19 protein-coding genes are annotated in these 23,326 nt (G+C 60.8%); 2 read left to right on the plus strand and 17 right to left on the minus strand.

Annotation, left to right across the window (positions count from 1 at the left end; all coding sequences use genetic code 11):
* Nucleotides 1-43: 43 nt before the first annotated feature.
* On the plus strand, nt 44-961 hold the full coding sequence (locus tag CCA01S_RS01885; protein ID WP_066453252.1) for a LysR family transcriptional regulator: 918 nt from the start codon (nt 44-46) through the stop codon (nt 959-961).
* A 67-nt stretch (nt 962-1,028) separates the two neighbouring features.
* Here the strand turns inward: CCA01S_RS01885 and lipA are convergent, their stop codons facing one another.
* Nucleotides 1,029-2,015: a lipoyl synthase gene (gene lipA / locus CCA01S_RS01890; RefSeq protein WP_066453255.1), complete on the minus strand. Its 987-nt coding sequence runs from the start codon at nt 2,013-2,015 to the stop codon at nt 1,029-1,031.
* A gap of 125 nt (nt 2,016-2,140) precedes the next feature.
* Between lipA and CCA01S_RS01895 the strand changes: the two genes are divergently transcribed.
* Nucleotides 2,141-3,727, plus strand: coding sequence for a glycosyltransferase family 39 protein (locus tag CCA01S_RS01895; protein WP_066453257.1), 1,587 nt, complete (start codon nt 2,141-2,143; stop codon nt 3,725-3,727).
* Between the two features lie 29 nt (nt 3,728-3,756).
* Here the strand turns inward: CCA01S_RS01895 and CCA01S_RS01900 are convergent, their stop codons facing one another.
* From CCA01S_RS01900 to CCA01S_RS01975, 16 genes are all read right to left on the minus strand, one after another.
* The gene (locus CCA01S_RS01900; protein ID WP_084386335.1) at nt 3,757-5,898 is read right to left on the minus strand and encodes a putative bifunctional diguanylate cyclase/phosphodiesterase; all 2,142 of its coding nucleotides are present in this window, start codon (nt 5,896-5,898) and stop codon (nt 3,757-3,759) included.
* A 267-nt stretch (nt 5,899-6,165) separates the two neighbouring features.
* Nucleotides 6,166-6,813, minus strand: coding sequence for a GTP cyclohydrolase II (gene ribA, locus CCA01S_RS01905; RefSeq protein ID WP_066453262.1), 648 nt, complete (start codon nt 6,811-6,813; stop codon nt 6,166-6,168).
* A gap of 204 nt (nt 6,814-7,017) precedes the next feature.
* Entirely contained in the window at nt 7,018-8,019 is a 1,002-nt protein-coding gene (locus tag CCA01S_RS01910; RefSeq protein ID WP_232304944.1) for a LacI family DNA-binding transcriptional regulator, read from the minus strand.
* A 79-nt stretch (nt 8,020-8,098) separates the two neighbouring features.
* On the minus strand, nt 8,099-8,854 hold the full coding sequence (locus tag CCA01S_RS01915) for an SDR family NAD(P)-dependent oxidoreductase (RefSeq protein ID WP_066453273.1): 756 nt from the start codon (nt 8,852-8,854) through the stop codon (nt 8,099-8,101).
* Nucleotides 8,855-8,889: 35 nt separating this feature from the next.
* A complete protein-coding gene (gene hisD / locus CCA01S_RS01920; RefSeq protein WP_066453275.1) occupies nt 8,890-10,212 on the minus strand; it encodes a histidinol dehydrogenase in 1,323 nt (440 codons plus the stop codon).
* Nucleotides 10,213-10,269: 57 nt separating this feature from the next.
* Complete coding sequence (locus tag CCA01S_RS01925; RefSeq protein WP_066453277.1) at nt 10,270-11,217, minus strand: 3-hydroxyacyl-CoA dehydrogenase; 948 nt, start codon at nt 11,215-11,217, stop codon at nt 10,270-10,272.
* A 9-nt stretch (nt 11,218-11,226) separates the two neighbouring features.
* Nucleotides 11,227-12,114 carry an N-acyl homoserine lactonase family protein gene (locus tag CCA01S_RS01930; RefSeq protein ID WP_066453279.1) on the minus strand — a complete coding sequence of 296 codons (888 nt, stop codon included), beginning with the start codon at nt 12,112-12,114 and terminating at the stop codon, nt 11,227-11,229.
* Nucleotides 12,115-12,140: 26 nt separating this feature from the next.
* On the minus strand, nt 12,141-12,698 hold the full coding sequence (locus tag CCA01S_RS01935) for a hypothetical protein (RefSeq protein WP_066453282.1): 558 nt from the start codon (nt 12,696-12,698) through the stop codon (nt 12,141-12,143).
* Between the two features lie 35 nt (nt 12,699-12,733).
* Nucleotides 12,734-13,975, minus strand: a complete 1,242-nt coding sequence (locus CCA01S_RS01940; protein ID WP_198149885.1) for a sugar ABC transporter substrate-binding protein — start codon at nt 13,973-13,975, stop codon at nt 12,734-12,736.
* Between the two features lie 49 nt (nt 13,976-14,024).
* Nucleotides 14,025-15,083 (minus strand): ABC transporter permease, encoded by a 1,059-nt coding sequence (locus tag CCA01S_RS01945; RefSeq protein WP_066453284.1) that lies wholly within the window; start codon nt 15,081-15,083, stop codon nt 14,025-14,027.
* Nucleotides 15,084-15,085: 2 nt separating this feature from the next.
* Nucleotides 15,086-16,102 carry an ABC transporter permease gene (locus CCA01S_RS01950; RefSeq protein WP_084386337.1) on the minus strand — a complete coding sequence of 339 codons (1,017 nt, stop codon included), beginning with the start codon at nt 16,100-16,102 and terminating at the stop codon, nt 15,086-15,088.
* Nucleotides 16,099-17,616, minus strand: a complete 1,518-nt coding sequence (locus CCA01S_RS01955; protein ID WP_146030596.1) for a sugar ABC transporter ATP-binding protein — start codon at nt 17,614-17,616, stop codon at nt 16,099-16,101. The genes CCA01S_RS01950 and CCA01S_RS01955 overlap by 4 nt, the downstream gene beginning before the upstream one ends.
* A 458-nt stretch (nt 17,617-18,074) precedes the next feature.
* On the minus strand, nt 18,075-18,779 hold the full coding sequence (locus CCA01S_RS01960; RefSeq protein WP_066453289.1) for an ABC transporter ATP-binding protein: 705 nt from the start codon (nt 18,777-18,779) through the stop codon (nt 18,075-18,077).
* The gene (locus tag CCA01S_RS01965) at nt 18,766-20,655 is read right to left on the minus strand and encodes a branched-chain amino acid ABC transporter ATP-binding protein/permease (protein ID WP_232304945.1); all 1,890 of its coding nucleotides are present in this window, start codon (nt 20,653-20,655) and stop codon (nt 18,766-18,768) included. The genes CCA01S_RS01960 and CCA01S_RS01965 overlap by 14 nt, the downstream gene beginning before the upstream one ends.
* The gene (locus CCA01S_RS01970) at nt 20,652-21,518 is read right to left on the minus strand and encodes a branched-chain amino acid ABC transporter permease (protein WP_232304946.1); all 867 of its coding nucleotides are present in this window, start codon (nt 21,516-21,518) and stop codon (nt 20,652-20,654) included. Before CCA01S_RS01970 ends, CCA01S_RS01965 begins: the two co-directional genes overlap by 4 nt.
* 152 nt (nt 21,519-21,670) lie before the next feature.
* Nucleotides 21,671-23,032 (minus strand): substrate-binding protein, encoded by a 1,362-nt coding sequence (locus tag CCA01S_RS01975; RefSeq protein ID WP_066453295.1) that lies wholly within the window; start codon nt 23,030-23,032, stop codon nt 21,671-21,673.
* Nucleotides 23,033-23,326 lie beyond the last annotated feature (294 nt).

Here is a 23,326-nt window from a genome sequence, read left to right on the forward strand (position 1 = left end):
AATAGCGCTGTTTGATCTAAAAATTAGATATGATCACACCACCATGAACGACATCATCCCGATTGCCTACTGGCAGGCCTTGCTGGCCGTGGTCGATTGTGGCGGCTACGCCCAGGCCGCCGAAGCCCTGGGCAAAAGCCAGTCGGCCATCAGCTACGCCATCCAGAAGCTGGAAGAGCAACTGGGTGTACGCGTGTTCCGCCAGGAAGGGCGGCGCGCGGTGCCGTCTCCGGCGGGACAGGTGCTGCTGCAGCGGGCGCGGCTGCTGATCGAGCACGCCCAAGGGCTGGATTCCGCCGCGCGCCAGCTGGCCAAGGGGCGCGAGCCTCTGCTGCGGCTGGCCGTCGATGCCCTGTTTCCCGACTGGCTCTTGCTCCAGGCACTGGAAGCGCTCAGCCCCGACTGCGCCACGACGCGCATCGAAGTGCTGGAGACCGTGCTCAGCGGCACGGACGACGCGCTGCTGCGCCGCGAGGCCGATCTGGTGATCACGCCCCGCATCCCGCAAGGCTTCAGCGGCGAGCCGCTGCTGCAGATCCGCTTCGTGGCGGTGGCCGCGCCCGCGCATCCGCTGCACGCTCTTGGGCGCGCGCTCGAATGGAGCGACCTGCGCCAGCACCGGCAGTTGGTGATCCGCGATTCGGGTACACGGCGACAAAGCGCGGGCTGGCTGGACGCCGAACAACGTTGGACGTTCAGCCACCCGACCAGTTCGATTCACGCCGCGTGCGCGGGGCTGGGCTTTGCCTGGTATCCCGAGCTGCGCATCCGCGCCGAGCTGGCCGATGGCCGCCTCGTGCCGCTGCCGCTGCGCGAAGGGCGTCACCGCTACGCCATGCTGTACCGCATTTTTGCGCGGCCCGACTTTCCTGGCCCCGCCTGCCGCGAGATGGCGGACGCCCTGGAGCGGCTGATTCGGCAATCGGGCCTGTCGGTGGAATCGGCGGCGCCGGGCGGCTGATCGGCAAGCGGGCCGCGACGGCCCCGACCGGTGGCCGGAAGCCCCAGGATCGAAAACCCGCGCCTTTTTAAAGGCCCACGTTTTCTTTCTGCAAAACCTGCTCGGCCCGGTAGCTGGAGCGCACCAGGGCGCCCGACACGACTTCGCGAAAGCCCTTGGACAGGCCCAGGTCGCGGTAGGCACGGAACTGTTCGGGCGTGACGAAGCGGCGCACCGGCAAGTGGTTGGCCGTGGGCCGCATGTACTGACCAAACGTCAGGATATCGACCTTGGCGGCGCGGATGTCATCCATCGCCTGTTCGATTTCTTCGTCGGTCTCGCCCAGGCCCAGCATCATGCTGGTCTTGGTGAGCGTATGCGGCGCGTATTCTTTGGCGTAGGCCAGCACGTCGAGCGTCTGACGGTAGCCCGCACGGATGTCGCGCACGTCGTGGGTGAGGCGTTCGACCGTTTCGATGTTCTGCGCAAAGGTGGTGAGCCCCGCATCGAGAATGGTGCGGATGCTGGCCTGGCTGCCCTGGAAGTCGGGCGTGAGGGCTTCGACGGCGGTTTGCGGCGAACGTTCGTGGATGGCACGGATACAGGCCGCATAGTGCCCCGCCCCGCCGTCGATGAGGTCATCGCGATCGACCGAGGTAAGCACCACGTATTTCAGTTGCATCAGCACCACGGCGTCGGCCACGCTGGCCGGTTCGTTGTGATCCAGCCAGCCGTGCGGGTTGCCGGTGCTGACGGCACAGAATTTGCAGGCGCGCGTGCAGACCGAGCCCATCAGCATCAGGGTGGCCGTGCCCCGGCCCCAGCATTCGGCGATATTGGGGCACTTGGATTCGGCGCACACCGTATTGAGCTTGTGCGTCTCGACGATGTCGCGCACTTCTTTGTAGCGCTCGCCCGAGGGCACGCGCACCCGCAGCCAGGCGGGCTTGGGGGCGGAGTCGGGCACGGCGCTGAGATCGCTGGGCTTCATGCCGTCCTTGATGGCGCGCGTGCCTTGCGGGCTGGTGAATTTCGACCCGGATCGGGCGCGGATGATGGGGACTTCAGTCGTCATGAGGAAACCTGTGCAGGATGTCAGAGGGACGTGCGTCGGCCCCGGCGCACAGCTGCGGCGATAGAGTAACATGCGGCCCGCCAAAGAGCGCCTATCGACACCCCATACTTTGTATACTGGCGGCCATGCTGCCCCCGCCCCCGAAAATCCCGCTGCTCGCACGCCCGCCGGGCAATGCCCTGGTGCTGCTGTGCCTGCTGCTGATGGTCACCCTGTGGACGGTGCTGTGCGCCATCAGCCACGCGGCCCCCGACCTCGACGGCATGGAAGAACTGGTCTGGGCCGCCAGCCTTGAGCTGGGCTACACCAAGCACCCGCCCCTGCCCTCGTGGTTCATGCACTTCGCCACCGAAGTGCTGGGGCGCCCGATCTGGCTGCCCTTCTTCATGGGTCAGCTTTTTTCCGCGCTGGGCCTGTGGTTCGTCTGGCGCCTCGGGCGTGAAATCACCACGCCACACCGGGCCTTCATCGCCACGCTGCTGGTGTCGGTCACCGCCTACTTTGCCCTGCGCGGCACCATCTACAACCACAATACGGCGCAGCTGTGGTCGATCACGGCGGCCACCTGGCTGTTCTATCGGGCTATCCGCCATCAGCGCGTGCGCGACTGGGTCTGGCTGGGCATCGTCAGCGGCCTGGCCCTGTTGACCAAGTACAGCGCGCTCATCCAGTTTGCCGCCTTCTTCCTCTACCTGCTGCGCAGCGGCGCCTGGCGCAGCCGCACCACCTGGCTGGGCCTGCTATGGGCCACGCTGGCCTTTCTGCTCGTCATCAGCCCGCACCTGTGGTGGCTGGATCAGCATCACTTCGAACCACTGTTCTACGCCGACAAATCGCTGGCGGCGGGCGGGCGCCTGGCGGCGCTGGCCGATCTGCTGTCCTTCGCGCTGGATCAGGCCGGGCGCCTGGCCCCGATGGTGCTGGCCCTGGCCCTCTGGGCGCTCTGGCGCCACCGGGCGGGCGACCGCGCCCCCGGCTACGCGGCCAATGACGAGACCTTCGACGTGACGCACGCCGCCTCGCACTACTGGCACGACTTCAGCGTGCCAGACCGTCAGTTCCTGCTCTGGGTGGGGCTCGCCCCCTTTCTTTCCACGGTGCTCATCTCGGCCCTGCTGGGCTCGCGCCTGGAAGCCTCCTGGGCCAGCACCTTCTTCGTGCTCTTCGGCTTTTTCGGCCTGGGGTGGCTGCGCGGCCCGCAGGCCGTGCAGCTGCGCCGCATCCTCATCCTGGTGGCCAGCCTGCACCTCGTCATGGCGCTGGGCTACGCCGCCGCGCGCGGCCCCCTGGCTGAACTCACCGGCAAGGCGGCGCGCTCGACCTACCCCGGCCCCGCCCTGGCCACCCTGGCCCTGCGGCACTGGCAGGCCCATCAGCCCGGGCGCCCCTTGCGGGTGGTGGTCTCCAACACCTGGCTGGGCGGCAACATCGCCGTACACGTCGGCCCCAACACGCGCGTCTACATCGACGCCAGCGACGAGCAATCCCCCTGGTTCGCCCCCGGCACGGCCTTGCAATGCGGCGCACTGGTGGCTTTCAGCGCACAGGGCCGCGCGGCGCCTGCGGCGGCCACCCGGGCGCTGTACGACGCCGCCCCCTGGAAAGGTGTGGATGAAGTCCCCTGGTCTGGCCCCAAAGGGCGCATGATCGATCTGCACTGGGCCGTGCTGCCCGCTGGCCCGGACTGCCTGGAAAAGCAGCGCTCCCGCTGACCTGCGGCCCGGGGCGCGGCCGCAGCGTTTCAGATGGGCCGCAGGTCGGCCTCGGCCCCCAGCAGTATCTCGAAGGCCCGGGGGTCGAGCGGGCGCGAGAACAGATAGCCCTGGCCGTAATCGCAGCCAGCGTCGGCCAGCAGCCGGTACTGCCGCGCCGTCTCGATGCCCTCGGCCACCACGCGCAGGCCCAGCTTGTGGGCCAGCAATATGATGGCTTCGCACAAGGCGTGATCGGCGCTGCCGCGATGCAGGTTGGCCACGAAGGACTGGTCGATCTTGAGAAAGTCGATGCCAAATTTGCGCAGATAGGACAACGAGGAATAGCCCGTGCCGAAATCGTCGAGGGCCACCTGCACGCCGGTTTCGCGGAAGGCTTCGAGCTGATGGCGGATGCGGTCGTCGCCCGAATCGATCAGCAGCCCCTCGGTGATCTCGACGATGACCTGCTGCGGCGGCAGGCCCAGAGTATTGAGGTGCGAACCCCAGAACGCGAAATCCAGCCCTTCCTGGCGCAGCTGGGCCGGTGAAATATTGACGCTGACCTGGATGTCCTGCCGAAAACGCTGGCGCCATTCGGCGGCCTGGCGCGTGGCTTCGCAAAAGACCCAGTCGCCCAGCGGGCGGATGATGCCGGTTTCTTCAGCCAGCGGGATGAATTCGGTGGGCGGCACCAGGCCGCGCAGCGGATGGTGCCAGCGCAGCAGGGTCTCGGCCTTGATGACCTGGCCGCTGACGAGATCGACGATGGGCTGGTAATCCAGGGTGAACTGGTGCTGGTCGAGCGCCAGGTGCAGGTCGTTGACCAGGCGCATGCGGGTCTGCGCGCGCTCTTGCATCGAGACGGTGAAGTAGCGGCTGCGGTTGCGCCCGTCGGCCTTGGCCGAATACATGGCCTGGTCGGCATTGTTGAGCAGCGTTTCGGCATCGGTGGCGTCGTCCGGAAAAAACGTGACGCCGATGCTGGTGGACACGAAAACCGTCTCGACCCCCAGGTGGAATGGCTCGGCCAGCGAGCGCAGGATGGCGCGCGTCAGGCGCTCGATGTCGCGCGGCTCGCGCACGTCGTCGAGCAGCACGGTGAATTCATCCCCCCCCAGCCGGGCCACGGTGTCGCTCTGGCGCACGCAGGCGCTCAGGCGGCGGGCGGCTTCTTTCAGAAGCTCGTCGCCCATGGCGTGGCCCAGGGTGTCGTTGATTTCTTTGAAGCGGTCGAGATCCAGGAACAGCAGGCCGATGCGCCCGCCCGAGCGACGGGCCTTGCGGATGCTTTGTTCGAGGCGGTCGTGGAACATCTGCCGGTTGGGCAGATCGGTGAGGCGGTCGAAATTGGCCTGCTTCCAGATGATGGCCTCGGCCTGTTTGATCTCGGCGATGTTGGAGAAGATCATCACCCGGCGGTGCACTTCGCCGTCTTCGGTGAACGAGGTATTGATGCTGAGCCATTCGGGATAGAGCTCGCCATTGGCGTGCTGCCCCCAGTGTTCGCCCTGCCAGCTGCCGGTTTCCAGGACGGTGCGCCACACGGCGCGATAGAACTCGCGGTCGTGGCAAGGTGAATTGAGACAGCGCACGTGCTGGCCCACGACGTCGGCCTCGGCCCGTCCACGCAGGCTGACGAACGCCGGGTTGACGTCGAGAATCACCCCCTTGGAATCGAGCACCAGCATGCCTTCGCTGGTATTGCGATACACCAGCGAGGCAAGCTCGGCCTGGCGGTCGCGATCGCCGTCGCCCAGACCCGCGCGGCGCTGCCGCATGACGTACAGGTGACTGCGCCCCGAGGGTGAAGGGATGTGCGTGGCGGCCCCCGCCAGCGCCAGCGGCCCGGACTGCCGGTGCTGACCGCACCCGCGCCACAGCAGGGTGCTGCGTGCGCCTTCTTCATCCAGACGCGCATTGACCTCGTGCACGTCGGGCAGCAAGCGGCCCACGGGCAGGCCGATTGCCGCCCCTCGGCGGTAACCGAACAGGCGCTCGGCACTGCGGTTCATGTAGACGATGGCGCCATCGGTGTCGGTGGCCAGAAAGGCATCTTGGGAAAAATCGCCCAGGCGCAGCAGGGCCAGGATGTGCGAGCGATCGGACGAACCCGGCGCCAGCAGGATTGCCGCCTCGCGGCCTGCGGGCCGACTACCATTCAACTGAGCGGGGACTGATGAGAGAACCATCACACAGGCCGTGGTAGAGGCGAGGAAGGGGGCATGACCGTATTGGGAAACCGAAGACCTGCAACACCCGATCTTTTAACACGACGTCAGGATTTTCACTATCCGTAATATCCATGAGCGTGTGGTGGAATCGGCCTCTCAGAACCTGGGCGCATAAGCATATGGGCCCGTACGCTCATGCGGTGGCCACTACCCGCGCCACCACCATCCTCGCAGCGGCTGCCCTGTCACGGCGGCTTCCTGCGCCGCGCCCGCGGCGCGGGGGCTTCAGGGCGCCTCGCCGAAATACTCTTTGAACTGGTGCCCCAGCTTGCGCGCCTTGGTGCGCAGGTACTGCTCGTTGTACGGGTTGCGGTTGACCTGCAGCGGGATGTGCTCGACCACCTCGATGCCCAGTTCGCCCAGCACCCGCTCTTTACGCGGATTGTTGGTCATCAGACGCACGCGGCGGATGCCGAAATGCGCCAGCATCGGACGGCACAGGTCGTAGCGGCGCATGTCGGCGGGAAAACCCAGGCGCTCGTTGGCCTCGACGGTATCGGCCCCCTGGTCTTGCAGCTGGTAGGCACGAATCTTGTTCAGCAGCCCGATGCCGCGCCCTTCCTGGCGCAGGTACAGGATGATGCCGCGCCCTTCTTCGGCAATGCGCTGCATGGCTGCCTCAAGCTGCGCGCCGCAGTCACAGCGCTGGCTGAACAGCGCATCGCCCGTGAGGCATTCGGAGTGGATGCGCGCGAGCACCGGGGCGTCGGTGCCCACGTCGCCCAGGGTGAGTGCAACGTGCTCTTTGCCCGAGGCGGGCTCGGCGAAGGCATGAATGTGAAAAATCGCCCAGGGCGTGGGCAGCTGCGCGGAAGCAACGTACTGCAGCAGATCGTGGTCGGCAGCCGGGGGGGCACCAGAAGAGGCGGGCATGAGGCAGAATCAGAGAAAAGAATGACGAGGGCCGACGTGCTGCCGCATGAAGTTGGCAGGCCGCCCGAACGCCCTGGAAAAACTATAGATTAACAAGATTAGCAGCGCCACGCCCAAGCTCGAAGGCGTTTTCGCCCAGCCAGCCGACAGTGCTTCAATGCCTATGCACACGCTATCGGGCCTGTTCGCCACAAGGCCGCCCTGTCACACCGCTGGCCGGGTGCTGGATCGTTCGACGACGCGCACGGGCGTAACAATACGCTGTGCAGGGCTGCTGGCACCCGCCTCGATGTGGTTGAGCAGCGCCTCGACAGCCGCATGCGTCATCCGCTCTGCGTCCTGCTCGATCGTCGTGAGTTCATAGCCGCCCCACCCCGATTGGGGCACGTTGTCGAATCCCACGACCTGGACATCTTCAGGCACACGCAGCCCCAGGGTGCCGCGCAGTGCATCCATCACCGCGAACGCCATGTGGTCGTTTGCAACGAATACCGCATCGGGAGGGTCTGGACGGCGAAACATGTCGATGGCCACGGCCTTGGCCGTATCAAAATCGTAGTCGCCGTATGCCGTTGCAAACAAAGGCAGCCCAAGCGCCGACAGGCCGCTCAGGAAACCTGCTTCCCGATCTCTTGAGGTGGATGAATCGACCACGCCACCAATAAAACCGATACGGCGGGCGCCTCGCTCAAACAGCAAACGTGCCGCCAGCTGCCCTCCCTGGAAGTTGTCCGATTCCACGGTAGTAGCGCTCTGCACCGACGCAACACGGTTGAAGAGAACAATCGGGATATGGGCCGCCTGGCAATGTGCTGCCACCAGCGACGAAAGCGTCGTACTGGCAAGCAGGATGCCATCGACCTGATATTGCAAAATATCGTGGATGAGCGCATCGGTTGCGTTATCTCCCGGTCCGCGATCATTGCCGACGAACAGCAGTATATGGTAGCCACGTGCTTGTAAAAGCTGCGACAGCAATTCAATGACATTGGGATAAAACTGGTTGTGCAAATAACACACAACCACGCCGATCATGTGCGAACGGCGGGTCGAGAGCGTCCGGGCAATCGCATTGGGGCGATAACCAAGCTTTTTCGCCGCGCTCAGTACGAGTGCCCGCGTCGACTTGGCTACGCTCGTCCCAGGCGTGAATGTGCGGCTTACGGCGGACGTGCTGACACCAGCCAAGGCCGCAACGTCAGTCAACGTGGGTTGCCTTGTTGGCTTGACGGAAGATGGAGCTTTGTGGCGGGGCATTAGCGACGATCCTCTGGGACGCCATAGATTACCACGCAGTCCACCCCCCATCGATTACCAGGCTGCTTCCCGTCATCAGGCTGGAGGCATCACTTGCCGCAAAAATGACGGCACTCACCACTTCCCGCGCCTCCCCCACTCTTCCCAGCGCGATTTTGCTCAATACTTGATCCTTGAATTCCTTTTTCTCCAGAAAAGGCTTCGTCATTGGAGTCTCGATGAATGTTGGGCAAATAGTGTTTATTCTGATTCCATAAGCCCCCAATTCGACCGCAACACACTTGGTCATGCCTTCCAGCGCCCACTTCGAAGCGCAGTACACGCTGCGGTTGGGCGCGCCTGTCTTCCCCATTTGCGACGAAATATTGACAATCGAGCCCTTGACGCCTTCTCTGATCATCTTGCCTGCCACCGCCTGCGTCGCAAAAAATGCCGCTTTCACGTTCAGTTGCATGATCGTATCGAAATGAGCCTCCGATACGTCAGTGAACGCTTCTGGATAGTTGGTGCCAGCGTTATTGACCAACACATCCAGCCGCGGCAGGGTATTCACCAGTCTCGAGAAAGCCGATGTGTCGGTCACATCACTCACGTGCACCTCACATCGGCCGCCCTGTGCACGAATTTCATCCGACAAAGAGTCCAGTTCGCCGCTCGTGCGGGCGCAGGCAAGCACGTCCATCCCATGGGCGGCCAGCCCGAGCGCAATTGCCCGCCCGAGCCCCCGGCCGGCCCCCGTTACCAAGGCCCGCTTTCCTTGCAGGTCACCCGTCAATTCTGTCATGGCATGATCTCCGTGCCTCTCGGGCTCGCAAACGGCTAGCTCTCTCGCACACCATACGCACTGCCATAGGGCACATCTTTATGGCCATAGCGGCGCAACCTGATATTGCACTGTTCGGCGTGGCCCACAAACCCTTCGAGCATGCACAGCCGGGATCCATATTCGCCGACCAGCACGCTCGCCTCGTCGGTGAGGATTTTCTGGTAGCTATGGGTTTTTATGAATTTCCCGACCCAGAGGCCGCCCGTGTAGCGACCCGACCCTTTGGTGGGCAGCGTATGGTTCGTACCAATGCATTTGTCGCCATACGCCACGTTAGTGCGAGGCCCCAGAAACAGTGCCCCATAATTCTGCATATGCGCCAAATACCAATCATCCCGATCCGTCATGACCTGGACGTGTTCCGACGGATTGTCGTTGGCCACTTGCAGCATTTCTTCGTGCGTATCGCACAGCACGACGGTGCCGTAATCCCGCCAAGAGACAGAGGCGGTGGCGGCTGTAGGCAGAATGGTCAGCAGCCTCTCCACCTCTTTCATGGTCTCTCTTGCAAGTTTTTCGCTGTTGGTAATGAGCGTGGCCGGCGAGTTGTAGCCATGCTCGGCCTGGCCAAGCAGATCCGTGGCGCACAGTTCCCCATCGACGGTATCGTCGGCAATGACCATCGTCTCGGTCGGCCCTGCGAGAAGGTCGATTCCGGTATGGCCGAACAACTGACGCTTCGCCTCGGCGACATAAGCGTTGCCTGGGCCCACGAGCATGTCCACCGGGGCAATCGATTTAGTACCGATTGCAAAACTGGCCACAGCCTGCACCCCTCCGAGGCAGTAAATCTCTGTCGCCCCCCCAAGGTGCATGGCTGCAATCACGGCCGGGTTGGGTTTTCCCTTGAAGGGAGGCGTGGCCGCAGCGATCCGTTTGACACCGGCCACCGACGCGGTCACAACGGACATATGCGCCGAACCCACCATCGGGAATTTCCCGCCAGGCACGTAGCAACCGACCGATGCGACCGGGATGTTGCGATGCCCGAGAATGACGCCCGGCAGCGTTTCAACCTCGATGTCGAGCAGCGCGTCCTTCTGATGCTGAGCAAAATTTCGTATCTGGGTCTGTGCAAACTCGATATCGGTTCTCTGCTGGTGGGTCACCTGAGACATCAGATCCTGGATTTCACCGTCGGTAAGCCGGAACGAAGGACGATCGAAGTCGTCGAACTTTTTCGACAATTCATGCACCGCTTCGTCGCCCCTTGCTTCAATGTCGGCAATAATCCCCGCGACAGCCTGCTCCACTTTTCTATCGTCGCTCCTGCGTTCATTTGCCGATTTGCCAGTTTTAAGATATTTGATTGCCATTTCTACACCTTACTTTAAATTCAATTTTCAATAACCACATCATCAACAGCGAAGACATCAATCGCGTTTCATGCCTTTCCGGAAGGCCACCAGATCCATGAGATAGCCGTCTCTCCATTCAGAACGGGGCTTCAGCTGGCTGCGCGAAAGAAGCGCAGCGCGATCTTCATCCGCTCTTTTGATGACATCATCGGGCCACGGCCCCTTCTTGCGGCCATTGTTCATCTCTGAATACATCCGGCGGAAGCGGCTTGCGTAGTCGCTGATACCACCAGGAGCGTTCAAATCGATGGTCTCAAAAGGCCCCATGAATTCCCATCGCAGACCCAGGCCGTCCCGAACCGTCGCGTCTATGTCATCCAGGCTGGCCACCCCGTCTTCATATAGCGCCCATGCTTCATTCAGTAATGCGCCCTGCAGCCGGTTGAGCACGAACCCGCCAATTTCCTTCCGCACCAGGATGGGAGTCTGGCCGATGGCCGTCATGATCCCCCGCGCCTTCTCAACCACCTCTGGATCAGTCCAGGGGGTAGGCACCAGTTCGACCAGCGGTATCAAGTGGGGCGGATTGACGGGATGACAGATCAACATCCGCCCACGATGCTTGCATTCCTCCGTGAATGCCGAGCCGGGGATCCCCGACGAAGATGACCCGATGATCGTATCCTTGCCGATGAGGCCGTCCAGCTGCGAAAACAGCGATGTCTTCACTTCAACGGTCTCCGCGGCCGATTCCTGCACATAGCAGGCACCATCCAGGGCATCCGGCAGGGTGCTGCACAGCGTCACACGTTGACGGGCCGCGCGCGCGTCGGCGGCAGTCACCAGCTTGTGCGCCACCATGGCGTCCCAGGTGGCGTCAGCCCAGGCGCCATACGCCTCACAAGCTGCGGCCCGCTCGTCGTACATTTGCACCCGCCACCCGGCACGTGCAAACGCCACCGACCACGCACTACCAATCAAGCCAACACCTACGATTGCTGCTGTTTTCTCCACATTCATCATGTTCTCCGACTACCCCACCCTGGACTCATCACCATCGGCAAGGCATATTTCTGTAATACGCAAGCCATCGGATGTGATGCGTGAAGGGAAAGTATCTTTCAGACGTTCCTCATGAATAGGTATGACCCGATGGCTCTCATAATTGACCGCCTTCATCATGGCCTCGGTGGCCAATACCAGATTGGTTTGGCTGCCTACCGCCAGGCCCACCGGGGTATAAACGCCACTTGCGCCAGAGCCGTCGTCCACCCCGTTCAGGTTCTCGAACATGTATACGAGATCCCCCGCCAACACCCACTTGTCATTCGATTCCGCATTGCCATCATTGCGCACCGCAACCCACATGGAGCCATAGGTATGCGTGTCGAATGCAGCACGCAGATCAATACCTGGAAGCACATCGTCCATGTCGCCGTCCACCGTCACCAGACGGTTTTGCTGGGCAAGCGCAACGCCACGAACGATATCGCCGCTATCCACCGCCCCCATCATCCAGCGCATCCGTTCAGGAAGCGACATGACCCACACCCACTTCGAGATTTCGCGCTGCTGAACGTAGAACGTCGCCTTGGGGAATGCTTCGACATTGCCAAAGTGGTCAAAGTGAGCGTGCGTGATAAAGCACGAATCAACGTCATCCGGTTTTATCCCGAGCGGCGCCATCACCTGAGCGGGCGAATGCCAGTTTTCAACACCAAATCGGGTCGCCAACGTTGCGCCATAGTCTTTCTGATTGAAGCCGACATCTACCATCGCCACATGGTCACGCCCCTTGATGACGACATAACAGTATGGCAACTTTACATATCCTTGATTATGCGCCCCATATATGACGCCGCTTTTATGATATTTCTTTACATAGGCATATTCACAAACCCAGATCGAATAATCCGCCATTACAGTCTCCCATGAGAATAAATTCGCTACACCGTATGGGTGTGCCCCCCGTGAGCGCAGCACGCATCCGCAAAATCAACCATTTCCATCCCCAACTCAGCCCACTGCGCCTCTTTTATTGCCGCATGAGCCGCCGCCAACGACGCATAGACAGGCGGCCGGTATAAAAACGAAGCAGAAGACGCGGACGACTGGCTTGAAACCCATTCGATGAGCCCGCGGCACAATTCGTTCGCCTTCAACAGGTGCCGTACCTTGACAGCCAAGAGACCCGTGCCGCGGGAGCTGCAGCGCTGGAGAGAGTTCTGTATCTCGTGACAACGCTTCGTGCATCTCGCCAATGCGGTTGGTTCGCGAAAGAGGCACGTTTGCCGAGTCCCCAGGACAAGGATCAACAGTCCGCCGACCTCACCCACAAGACCACGCAACTCGTAAAACGCATGCTTCAACTCAGTCTCGATACCCGCAGCGCTATCAGCGAGGTGCGCCAAATGGCTATCCTCACCGGCCGGAGCCCGGCGCATGACTTGCCCGGCACCAATGACCTCCTGCGTCAATCTCTCATCCTTATTCGTGAGAATCATGCGTCGCTCCTGGAGTGGTTAATAATCGCCCATCGTTACTTGCCTGGCGCCACGGTCGGCTTCACCTCTGTCAGCTTGTACATATCCGCGGCAGGTTCAGCTTTACATTTATCGCAATTCAATCCGGGCATGTTCGGCGCCTTGCCGAGCAAAGGTTCCGGCAAGGGCTGAATCGTCTTCCCAGGAACCGGTTTTCCAGTCAAGACCGCTTGCACATTGATTTCAGGCAGGAAGGTGCTATCCAGCGACGCATCAATAAAGCCATTGGGCACCACGCCTTCCGGCAAGGTATTGCAGCCATCGACGAAATCACCGCCCTTGCACATCTTCAACTCGTCCTGATTTGCCCACGGCAACGGGTACTGGTAGTTACCAGGTGCCAATTTGGTTTTCCCAGTCAGGATCTGCATCATCAATTTGAACGTATAACCGGACTGCGCAGGTGCCGAATAGGAAGTCGCACCTTTCAGCCCCTTCTTGACGAGATCTGGATTCAAGAGCGCCAACCGGAACCCGTTCGTTGTCCCGCCAACGAGCGGGACGATGCGCTTGGCATCGATCATGGCCTGCAACGCGCCAAACTCGCCATCCTCGGACCATATGCCGTCCACGTCGGGGTGGGCTGCCAATGCGGCTGCCGTTTCCTTCTGATTGACCGCGTTATCCCAGCGCCCGTAATAGGTATCGACCACCTTGATTCCGGGATACTGATCGAAAATGTATTTGGCACCACGGTAATGCCGTTCATCGACCGAATTTCCGGGAACACCGCGAGCCATGAAAATCTTTCCCTTGCCGTCAAGCACATTCACCAGATACTGGGCCGTATTCTCTCCAGGCCCTGAAGTGATGTAGCTGATGTTGTACGCACATGGTTCCGTGACGGTCCCGTCGTACATGAAGAACTTCACGCCCTGCTTGCACCCCTGCCTGATCACACGATTGAGCGCGGTTGGCCCGATGGGCCAGCTGATGATGGCATCGGCCCCCGCTTGAATCATGCTCTCATAGGCGGAGATTTGTGCCTGCGGATCGACTCCCGAGATGACTTCTTTCAGTTCGACCGTCTTGTCGTAGGGGGGTGTTGCCGCCAGCGCCTTGACAATGTTCGCAGCCTCATCCTGCCAATTATTTCCAGAATAGGACAAACTCAGATATATCAGATATTTACCGTCGGCAGTTTTTGCCGTAGCCGTCGAGGGAAGCGCGGAGATCACGGCGGCGGAACCCAGAACGGCGCCTCCTAAAACAGCTTTTAAAAGTTTCCTTGACATCATGATAAGTCTCCTTGGCAAGATAGCCTCAGTGTGTAGTGTCAACTGCTTATTACTTCGCATTCCTCCTGTGATGAGAGCGCATCGTCAAGAGCAGTAACGCGGCCAGAATAATTACCCCGTTCAATATGGTGCGTGCCGCAATGCCTCCATTGATGGCCTGCACAGTGGTTCCAATGAGCGTCAGAAGAACGGCGGCAATGATGGTGGACAGCGCGTGTCCCGTGCCCCCCAGGATGGAAGCTCCCCCGATCACTACAGCGGCAATGGCAGGCAGCAAATAAGAGCTGCCCATGTCGAGAGCGGCACCGTTGGAATAGGCCGTCAAACACAAGCCGGCGAGACCGTAACAGATGGCGGCAATGACATAAGGAAGCACGCGTCCGGTGAAAACCGGCACGCCGGCAAGGTGTGCAGCACGGTCACTATTGCCAACGGCATACCAATAGCGGCCCATCTTTGAATACTGCTGCAGCCACCATCCAACCATGGCGAATGCCACAAGCGCGAGTACGGCCACGTGCATGCCGAAATACGGCACGCGTGCTTTCATGATCCAGACGAATATTTCTGGCGCGTGGTTCCCAGGAGTACCTTTCGTCACGCCCAAAATCACACCGCTCAATATCAAGCCAACAGCGAGGGTCATGATAAACGCCGGTATTCTCGCGATTGCGACGCCGATACCCGAGCACAAGCCAACCAGCCCGCAGACAAGCAAAACCAGGATCAAGGCCATCCAATCCGGGACATTCATCGAAAGCAGCTGCGCGCCCAGCACGCCTCCCAATGTAATAACGCTGGCAACCGACAGATCCAGTCCGCCAGTCAGCACCACCAACCCTTCCCCATAAGCTGCCAGCACGGCAAAGATGCTGATAGTGATGACCGTATCGAGCTGGCTCCACGTGCCAAGGCCGGGCGCCACGAAGCGGGATGCGAGGCTCACCACGGCACAGGCAACCAGCAACAACACGGTGCTGTTTACCCATTTGAACTTCCCTTCGCCGCCGGATCTCGTGTCAGGCTGGACAGACACATGGGGGGAGATATCGAAAGCGTCAGTGGCCACACCAGAAACAGGCCGTTCTTTGGCTGCAGTTGATGGCATGCTCACTCCTCCTTTTTCCTTCTTCCCATCATGGAATTGACCGCGACGACTACAATGATCACCACACCCTGGACGATTGCCGTATAAAAGGAAGATATTCCAATGACAAACAAGACTTTGATGAGGACCACAAGAATTGCCGCCCCAACCATGGCGCTGAAGATGCTTCCGGTGCCACCGAAAAGAGACACACCGCCAAGAACGACCGCAGCGAAACTCATCAACAGCAAGGGGTCACCGGCAATTGGGCTGCCCGTTCCAGTCTGCGCACTGAGCATGATTCCGGCAAACGAGTAAAAGACGCCTGCCACGATATAGGCATATATTCTCGTCCGACGCACATTGATGCCAGAGAGCTGCGCCGCACGTTCGTCAGCCCCGATTGCGTATAGATTTATCCCAAAAGCAGAGCGCCGAAGTCGAACCCAGCCGCACCAGACAAGCAGCAGCACCAGCAATGCCTGGGGAAACATGAAGATATTCCCGGTCAGATTGTCCACTACCCAGTCATTCACGCTGCCACCCGGTGCTTCCAGAATGGAAAAGGCAATTCCACCCAGGATGATCATGACAGCTAACGTCGCCGCCAGAGATTGCAGTTTGAGGTAGGTAACCAGCACCCCATTGATGTAGCCGACTGCGGCGCCCACCGCCATGGAAACCACGAGAAGAAGTAAAGCGCCGGAGATTCCATCAAAAGGCAGAGTCACTGCGATCACGTTGACGATAGAGATCACGCCAGCCAAAGAAAGATCGAACCCCCGGTTGATGACCACCACCGCCTCGCCAGCCGCCGCCAGTGCAAGCGGCGCAATCGCGGCCATCAACCCCGCAATCGGCCATACGCCGAACGCCTTGGGCTGCAGCCACCAATAAACAGCCAGAAGGACGACCAATATGGCCGTCACCAGATACGTGTCCTGAATCCCACGTGGCAAGCGTGATTTCATTGGATTTTTCCTCGTGGTGAGGAGCGATGGCGGATTGAAACCGCCCGCGGGCATATTTTCGGCGATCATAATCCACTCATCGCGCGTACGAGCAAATGCTCATGTATTTCACCTCGAACGAATTCCGCGCTGTTTGTTCCTTGATACAGAACCAGACAGCGATCCGTCAAAGCGGAAAGCTCGCTCAATTCCGAGGAATAAAGCAGCACGGCGCCACCACCGGCAACGAACTTCCTGATTGCCTTGTACAGAATCTCCTTGGTGCCGACATCCACGCCCCGTGTGGGATCAAACAAAAGCAACGTGCGTGCCTTGGTAGCGAACACCCTGGCAAGCAGTGCCTTCTGCTGGTTTCCTCCCGAAAGGACTGAAATGGGCATCCGAAGATAACGTGGCTGCATGTCCACATCGGCGCTATAAGCCCCCGAAGCGGCCACCTCGGAAGCCAATGTGACAAAAGGCTGCCTGAGAAACCGGAAAATCATCGACAGCGTGACATTGCTGGCTGTGGACATGGAGGGGAATATGCCTTCAACCTTGCGCTCTTCAGGCAGATAGGCCACACCACTTCCTGTGCGCAGCGCGGCAAGTGGCGAGTGCGGCCGGAATGGGCGCCCATCCAACGTGAGTTGACCGGACTGAATCCGGGCTTCTCCGCATATCAAATGAAACAGATCACGTTGCCCCTGGCCATCAAGCGCGGCAACACCCAGGATTTCTCCTGCGCGAAGCTCGAAACTGACTTCTTTCACTCGGCCGCCACACACCCTTTCAGCACCCAGCCGAACTTGCCCGGCCATAGCACTCAAAGTTGATGGCTCTGTCTGGCGAGCGGATGCACGCCCCGCCATGAGGGCAAATATGTCGCCATCAGAGGCATTCTCCAGAGCCACATCAGAGATATAACGACCATTTCTGAAAATGGTGGCACGATCACAGATTTCCCGGATTTCATGAAGCCGGTGCGAAATATATAGCACTGACGTGCCATTCTCTGTCGCCCGCTGCAGCTGGGTAAACAGCCAATCGGTATCCGGCAATGCCGCGGTTGGTTCATCAAGGATGATGAGCTTCCGGCCCCGCAGCAAGGCCTTCAGTATTTCAAGCCGTTGCCGCTCAGCCAGCGACAACTGCCCCGTTGTCGCTTTCGGATTGATATGTTGTAAGCCGTATTCGGCCAGCCACTGAGCAGCGGTGGTATTGATATTCGTTTTATCCACACCACTGAGCCACGTCGTGGGCAGCGTGGGCAACAAAAGGTTTTCAGCAACCGTGAGGTTGGGAAGAATGCTCAATTCCTGGAAAGCCGTCGCAATGGCATTCGCCTGTGCATCTCTGATCGTTTTGGGGTGATAAGAAACGCCATCCAGAAGCATCGTCCCTGCATCGGGCGATTCGATACCGCTGAGTATTCGAACCAACGTGGACTTTCCTGCGCCGTTCTCGCCCAGAAGTGCATGCACCTCACCCGCCAGCAATTCAATATTGGCTTCAGCAAGCGCTGTGGTCGCACCGTAAGACTTGCGAACCCCATGCACAACCATGCGTGGTGTCGGCAGTTTGGTAGTGTCAAGATCTGTCATCGCAATCACGGAACCCTAAAGAGTACGGAAGCATCTACCCGCCTTGATGAGTACTACTTTAGTCAGCTTTGCAAGCGCTTGCAATATCGATCACACTATGGAAAACCCTTAAAAAGATCCCAGAAATTTGACTTTAGTTCAGTCTGACGCACTGATCTGTTGGCGTACTGTCTGATTAATTTTTATTTATAAAGCGCCCCGACATGAGACGATCAGCGCCAATCTCAACCGAATACCCGCCATGAACCCTGGATCTGCACGCGATACTGGTGGATCGCCCTGCGCACAAGCCGAGGGCCGGAACACAGCAATCCGGTAGTTCAGCCAGTCGATGTGGATATCTGCCAAAGTGTGGCACCCCAGCGGCCTTGAGTACGCACGTCCAGCCCACGCCGGGCGCACATAAAAAAAGGCCCCACACGCGGTGGAGCCCCAAACGCCCTGACGGACTGCAGCGACTACGCCTTGACCCCGAGATAACGCTCGATGATCTCGCCGTTTTCGTGCAAGTCCTGGGGCGTACCCTCGTACACCACATGGCCGTTGTTGACGATGTAGGCGCGGTCGGCCAGCGACAGGGCCGCGCGTACGTTCTGTTCGACGATGACGATGGTCTGCCCGGCATCGGCCAGCTGGCGGCAGACCGTCATCAGGTCGCGCACGATGATGGGCGCCAGGCCCTCGAAAGGTTCGTCGAGCAGGATGATGTCGGCGTTGCGGATCATCGCCCGGGCGATGGCCAGCATTTGCTGTTCGCCCCCCGACAGCTGCTTGCCGCGGTTGCGCTTGCGCTCGGCCAGGCGCGGGAAGGTCGTGTAGATTTCGTCGAGCGTGCGCGGCTTCTCGGCGGTCATGGCGGCCAGCTGCAGGTTTTCCTGCACCGAAATGGAACCAAACACGCGCCGCTCTTCGGGCACCAGCTGGATGCCCAGCGCCGCCCGCCCGTACGGCGGCAGCTGCTGGATTTCCACCCCCCGGTGACGGATGGTGCCCGACTTCACCTCGACCATCCCCATGAGCGACTTGAGCGTCGTGCTCTTGCCCGCGCCGTTGCGCCCCAGCAGGGCCACCACTTCGTGCTCTTCGATGTGCATGGACACGTCGAAGAGGATGTGGGAATCTCCGTAATAGCTGTTGATCTTGTCGACTTCAAGCAGACTCATCGTCCATCCCTCCCAGATAGGCTGTCTGAACCGCCGGGTCGTGCCGAATTTCATCGGGCGTGCCCTCGGTCAACTTGCGGCCCTCATACAGCACCGTGATGCGCTCGGCCAGTTCAAACATGGCGTCCATGTCGTGTTCCACAATGACCATGCTGCGGCCCTGGCGGATGGACTTGAGCAGCGACACCACCAGCACCCGTTCTTCGGGCCCCAGGCCCGCCAGCGGCTCGTCAAAGAGCAGCACATTGGCTCCGGTGGCCAGCGCCAGGCCGATTTCGAGACGGCGCTTTTCACCGTAGGACATGTCCGACACCCGGGTATCGGCATGCGCCGTGAGATCGACCATGGCGATGGCCGCGTTCACCTGCGCGTCGAGATGGTCGGAATGCAGCCCGCGCAGCATGTCGTTGCGATAGCGCCCCCGCATGCGCGCCAGCACCGGGATCATCACGTTCTGGCGCACGGTGAGGTGCTCGAAGAGCTGGTTGATCTGGTAGCTCTTGCTCATCCCCAGCTGGCACACCGAAGTAACGCCGATGCCGGTGATTTCCTGCCCGCGGAAGAACACCTTGCCCGAGGTGGTGGGCAGCTCGCCCGCCAGCATGGCGAAGAAAGTGGACTTGCCCGCCCCGTTGGGCCCGATGACGCCATGCAGCTCGCCCTCGCGCAGGGTGAAGTCGATGTCGGTGTTGGCTTTCAGGCCGCCGTAGTGCTTGCTGACGCCGCGCGCCTCAAGCACCGGCGCACCCGGGCGGCTGGATTTGAGTGGCGCGACGATGTCCAGGCTCTTGGCCACCTGGCGGCTGACCCCATGATCGACATCCGCGGGCAGGCCCTGGCGACGACGACGGAAGAAGTCAAGCAGCGCCCCGGCCACGCCATGGCGGAACACCGTCACCAGCACGACGAAGACAATGCCCAGGATGAGTTTCCAGTAGGGCCCCAGGCTGCCCACCTGCTGCAGGCCTTCGTACAGGTACAGCCAGATCGTGGCGCCCAGCAGCGGCCCGAGCAGCGTGCCGGCCCCGCCCATCACGGTCTGGATGACCAGCTGCGCCGAAGTGTCGAGTGCAAAGGCATCGGGCGGCATGTACGACTGGAACACCCCCAGCAGCCCCCCGGCCAGGCCGCCATAGGCGGCCGCCACGACGAACACCATGAGCTTGTAGGTCTGGATGGAGTGGCCCAGCGCCGTGGCCCGCTTGGGATTGCCCTGGATGGCCTTGAGCACGGCGCCAAAGGGCGAGCGCACGATGCGGCGGGCCACCAGATAGCCAAGGAAGAAGATGACCGCCACGAACCAGTACATGGGCCAGCCGCTGGAGATGTGCACGCTGAAAGCGCCCAGAGAAATCTCGGGTGGCGGCACCCCGGCGATGCCGTTTTCCCCCCCGGTGTACTGCTTGAACGAGGAGTTTTCGAGAAAGTAGAACATCTCGCCGAAGGCCAGCGTGCTCATGGCGAAGTAGATGCCCGTGCGCCGCAGGGTGAGATAGCCGATCACCAGCCCCGCCACCGCGGCCACCACCGTGCCGACGAGCAGCGCCACCAGCATGTTGGCGACGATGCCGTCGGTGAGCAGATAGGCCGTAACGAACCCGCCCGTGCCGTAGAACGCCGCCTGGCCGAAGGACAACAGGCCGGTATAGCCGAACAACAGGTCGAAGCCCAGGCCAAAAAGCCCCCAGATGAGAATGCGCGTGAGCAGGTCTGGGCTCATGCCGATGGCGGGCAGGACGAAGGGCGCGGCCAGCAGGCCCAAGCCCACCAGCATTTCCGGAAGCTGTCTGCGCATCATGCGACCTCCTTGGGCGGCAGTGCCGACCTGCGCGGCCGTGCGCGCCTCGTCCACTGTGCTTGTTTGAACCGAATTCATTCCCGTCCCTCCTGTCCCATGAGGCCCTGCGGGCGGAAGATGAGCACCAGCGCCATGGCCACGAACAGCATGACGTCGGAATACTGCGGATTGACCATGGCGGTCAGGCTGAGGATTTCACCGGCAATGATGCCGCCCACGACTGCGCCGGGGAAAGAGCCCACTCCGCCGATCACCACCACCACGAAAGAATCGACCAGGTAGCGAAAACCCATGTCGGGCGTCAGCGCCACAATCGGAGAATTAATGACGCCGGCAAAACCCGCTGCCATGGCACCGATGCCGAACACCAGCAAAAAGGTACGCTTGACGTTGATTCCCAGTGCATTGACCATCTGAGCATCTTCAATCCCCGCACGCACGATGAGCCCCAGGCTGGTGCGATACAGCACGAAATACAGAAGGAGCAAGGTGGCCGCCGCAATGCCCAAGGTTTCGAGGCGATACAGCGGATAGATGAGTGAACCGATATGGGCAATGCCCATGCCCCAGCTGGGGGGCGTAACCGACAGGCTGACGCCGCCGTACAGGCCGCGCACGATTTCGACCAGCACGATGCTGATGCCGAAGGTGACCAGAATCTGGTCTTCGGGCGGGCGGCTGTAGTATTTGCGCATCAAGCCGCGTTCCATGACCAGGCCACAGGCCAGCGCCACCGCCGAGCCTCCGGCCACGGCCAGCACGAATGAATCGGTCAGGCTGTAGACCGTGTATCCCGCATAGCCCCCGACGACGAAGAGCGCGCCATGGGCAAAATTGATGACACCGAGCGTGCCGTAGATGATCGTCAGGCCGGTACTGATGAGCGCCAGCAACAGGCCGGTGGCCAGGCCGTTGAAGAGCTGCGATAAAAACAAAGACATGCTCGGCATCGAGTTGCCTCCTGTGAGTGTCCCTTGATCGTGGCCCTGGCCGCCCCCGCCCGCGAAGGCGAAGACGACCAGGGAGACCTCGTAGCGCCGGTGCGCCGTTCAGCCCGCCCCCGCGAGGCGGACGAGCGGCGCACCGCGGGGAATCAGATGTAGTCCCCCAGCTTGCAGCCCAGCAGACCCAGCGGCGGCAGCACGTCCTTGCCGTTGACCACCTCGACGATGTCGTAGAAGTCGTCGGCGTTTTTCATGTCGGCCTTCTTCTTGCCGCGCAGAATGGGGAAGTTGCAGTCGGCCTGGTGGTCTTCGGCACGGAAACTGAGCTTGCCCACCGGGGTGTCGCGCACCTCGCCCGCTTCGAGCGCCTTGACGACGTCCACAGGATAGAAGCTGCCCGCCCGCTCGACGGCATCGGCCCACAGCACCATGGCCAGATAGGCATAGAGCGCGGAATCGCGCGGCTTGCCGCCGAATTTCTTTTCGTAGGCCTCGACGAAGTCTTTGGCAATGGGGTTCTGATCCTGCATCGTCCACCAGAAGCCCTGGCCCACCAGCACCCCGGCCATGAGGTCGGCGCCCACTTCTTTTTCGAGGAAGGCCGAGCAGTACGGCACCACGACCTTCATCTTGTCGAGCAGGCCGAACTGCTTGGCCTGCTTGATGGCGTTGGCCGCGTCGGCCCCGTAGGCCACGCACACCAGCACGTCGGCATCGGTGTTGGCGATGTTGATGAGGTACGAGCTGTAATCTTTGGCGCCCAGCGGGTGCACCTGGTTGGTGACGGTCGTCCAGCCTTCTTTCTCGGTGAATTCTTTCATCGATTGAGTGGTGGTGTGGCCGTAGGTGTAGTCCGGCGTGAGATAGGCGGCCTTGCGGTTCTTGCCCAGTTCTTTGGCGGCGATGGGAGCGATGGCCTTGCAGGTCATGTAGGCGAAATAGCCCACCCGGAAGCCGTAGCGCTGGCAATCGACCCCGGTGGTTTCATTGGAACCGGAGATGGCCGTGAAGTACGGCGTGTGTTCACGGTTGCAGACCTTTTCCAGGGCGATGGCCACGGCGCTGCTGGTGCTGCCCGCGATCATCAGGGCCTTTTCGTCGTGGATGAAGCGCGTAGCCGCCTGCACCCCGGTATTGGGCTTGGTTTCGGCATCGGCGTAGCCCACTTTCAGGGTCTTGCCGCGCACGCCCTTCTTGAGCAGGGGCGAAATTTTTTGCAGCTGCGGCGCCCCGGCGTTGATCTGCTCGGCAGCCAGTTCGTAGCCGCGCTTTTGCTCGGCGCCTTGTGCGGAATACGGGCCCGTCAGATCGACAGTCATCCCCAGAAAGACGGTATCACCGTCAGACCCGGCAGGCCAGGCGCCCAGCGGCTTCTTGTCTTCGGCCATGGCCAGGCGCGCCGTGGCGGGCAGCAACAGGCTGCCCGCCACGCCAGCGGCACCGGCCTTGAGCACGGAACGGCGCTTGACCTGCGTCTGCAAGGCTTGATCCAGCGATTTCTTATCTTTCATTGCTTTGTCTCCTGATTTGAATGGCCCCGGGCGCCAGAGGCATCCGGACGAGATACTACGTGTCAGACCCGCGATTTATTTTTGTTCTGGAAGCAGCTTTATTTTTGTGTGACGAAAAGGCGCGTGACCACTTTTGCGCGTAGTGCCATTAGGAAATTTGAAACTTACGCAAAACTTACGTGAGGTTTCAATTGCGGAGGCGGATCCGATGACAGGAAAAATACACAGGTCAGAACCGATGCAGGAAAACCGCACAAGCAATTGATATGAAAAGAAATAAAAAACAGGACGCAA

Source organism: Castellaniella caeni NBRC 101664 (assembly GCF_001592225.1).
GTDB lineage: Bacteria > Pseudomonadota > Gammaproteobacteria > Burkholderiales > Burkholderiaceae_B > Castellaniella > Castellaniella caeni.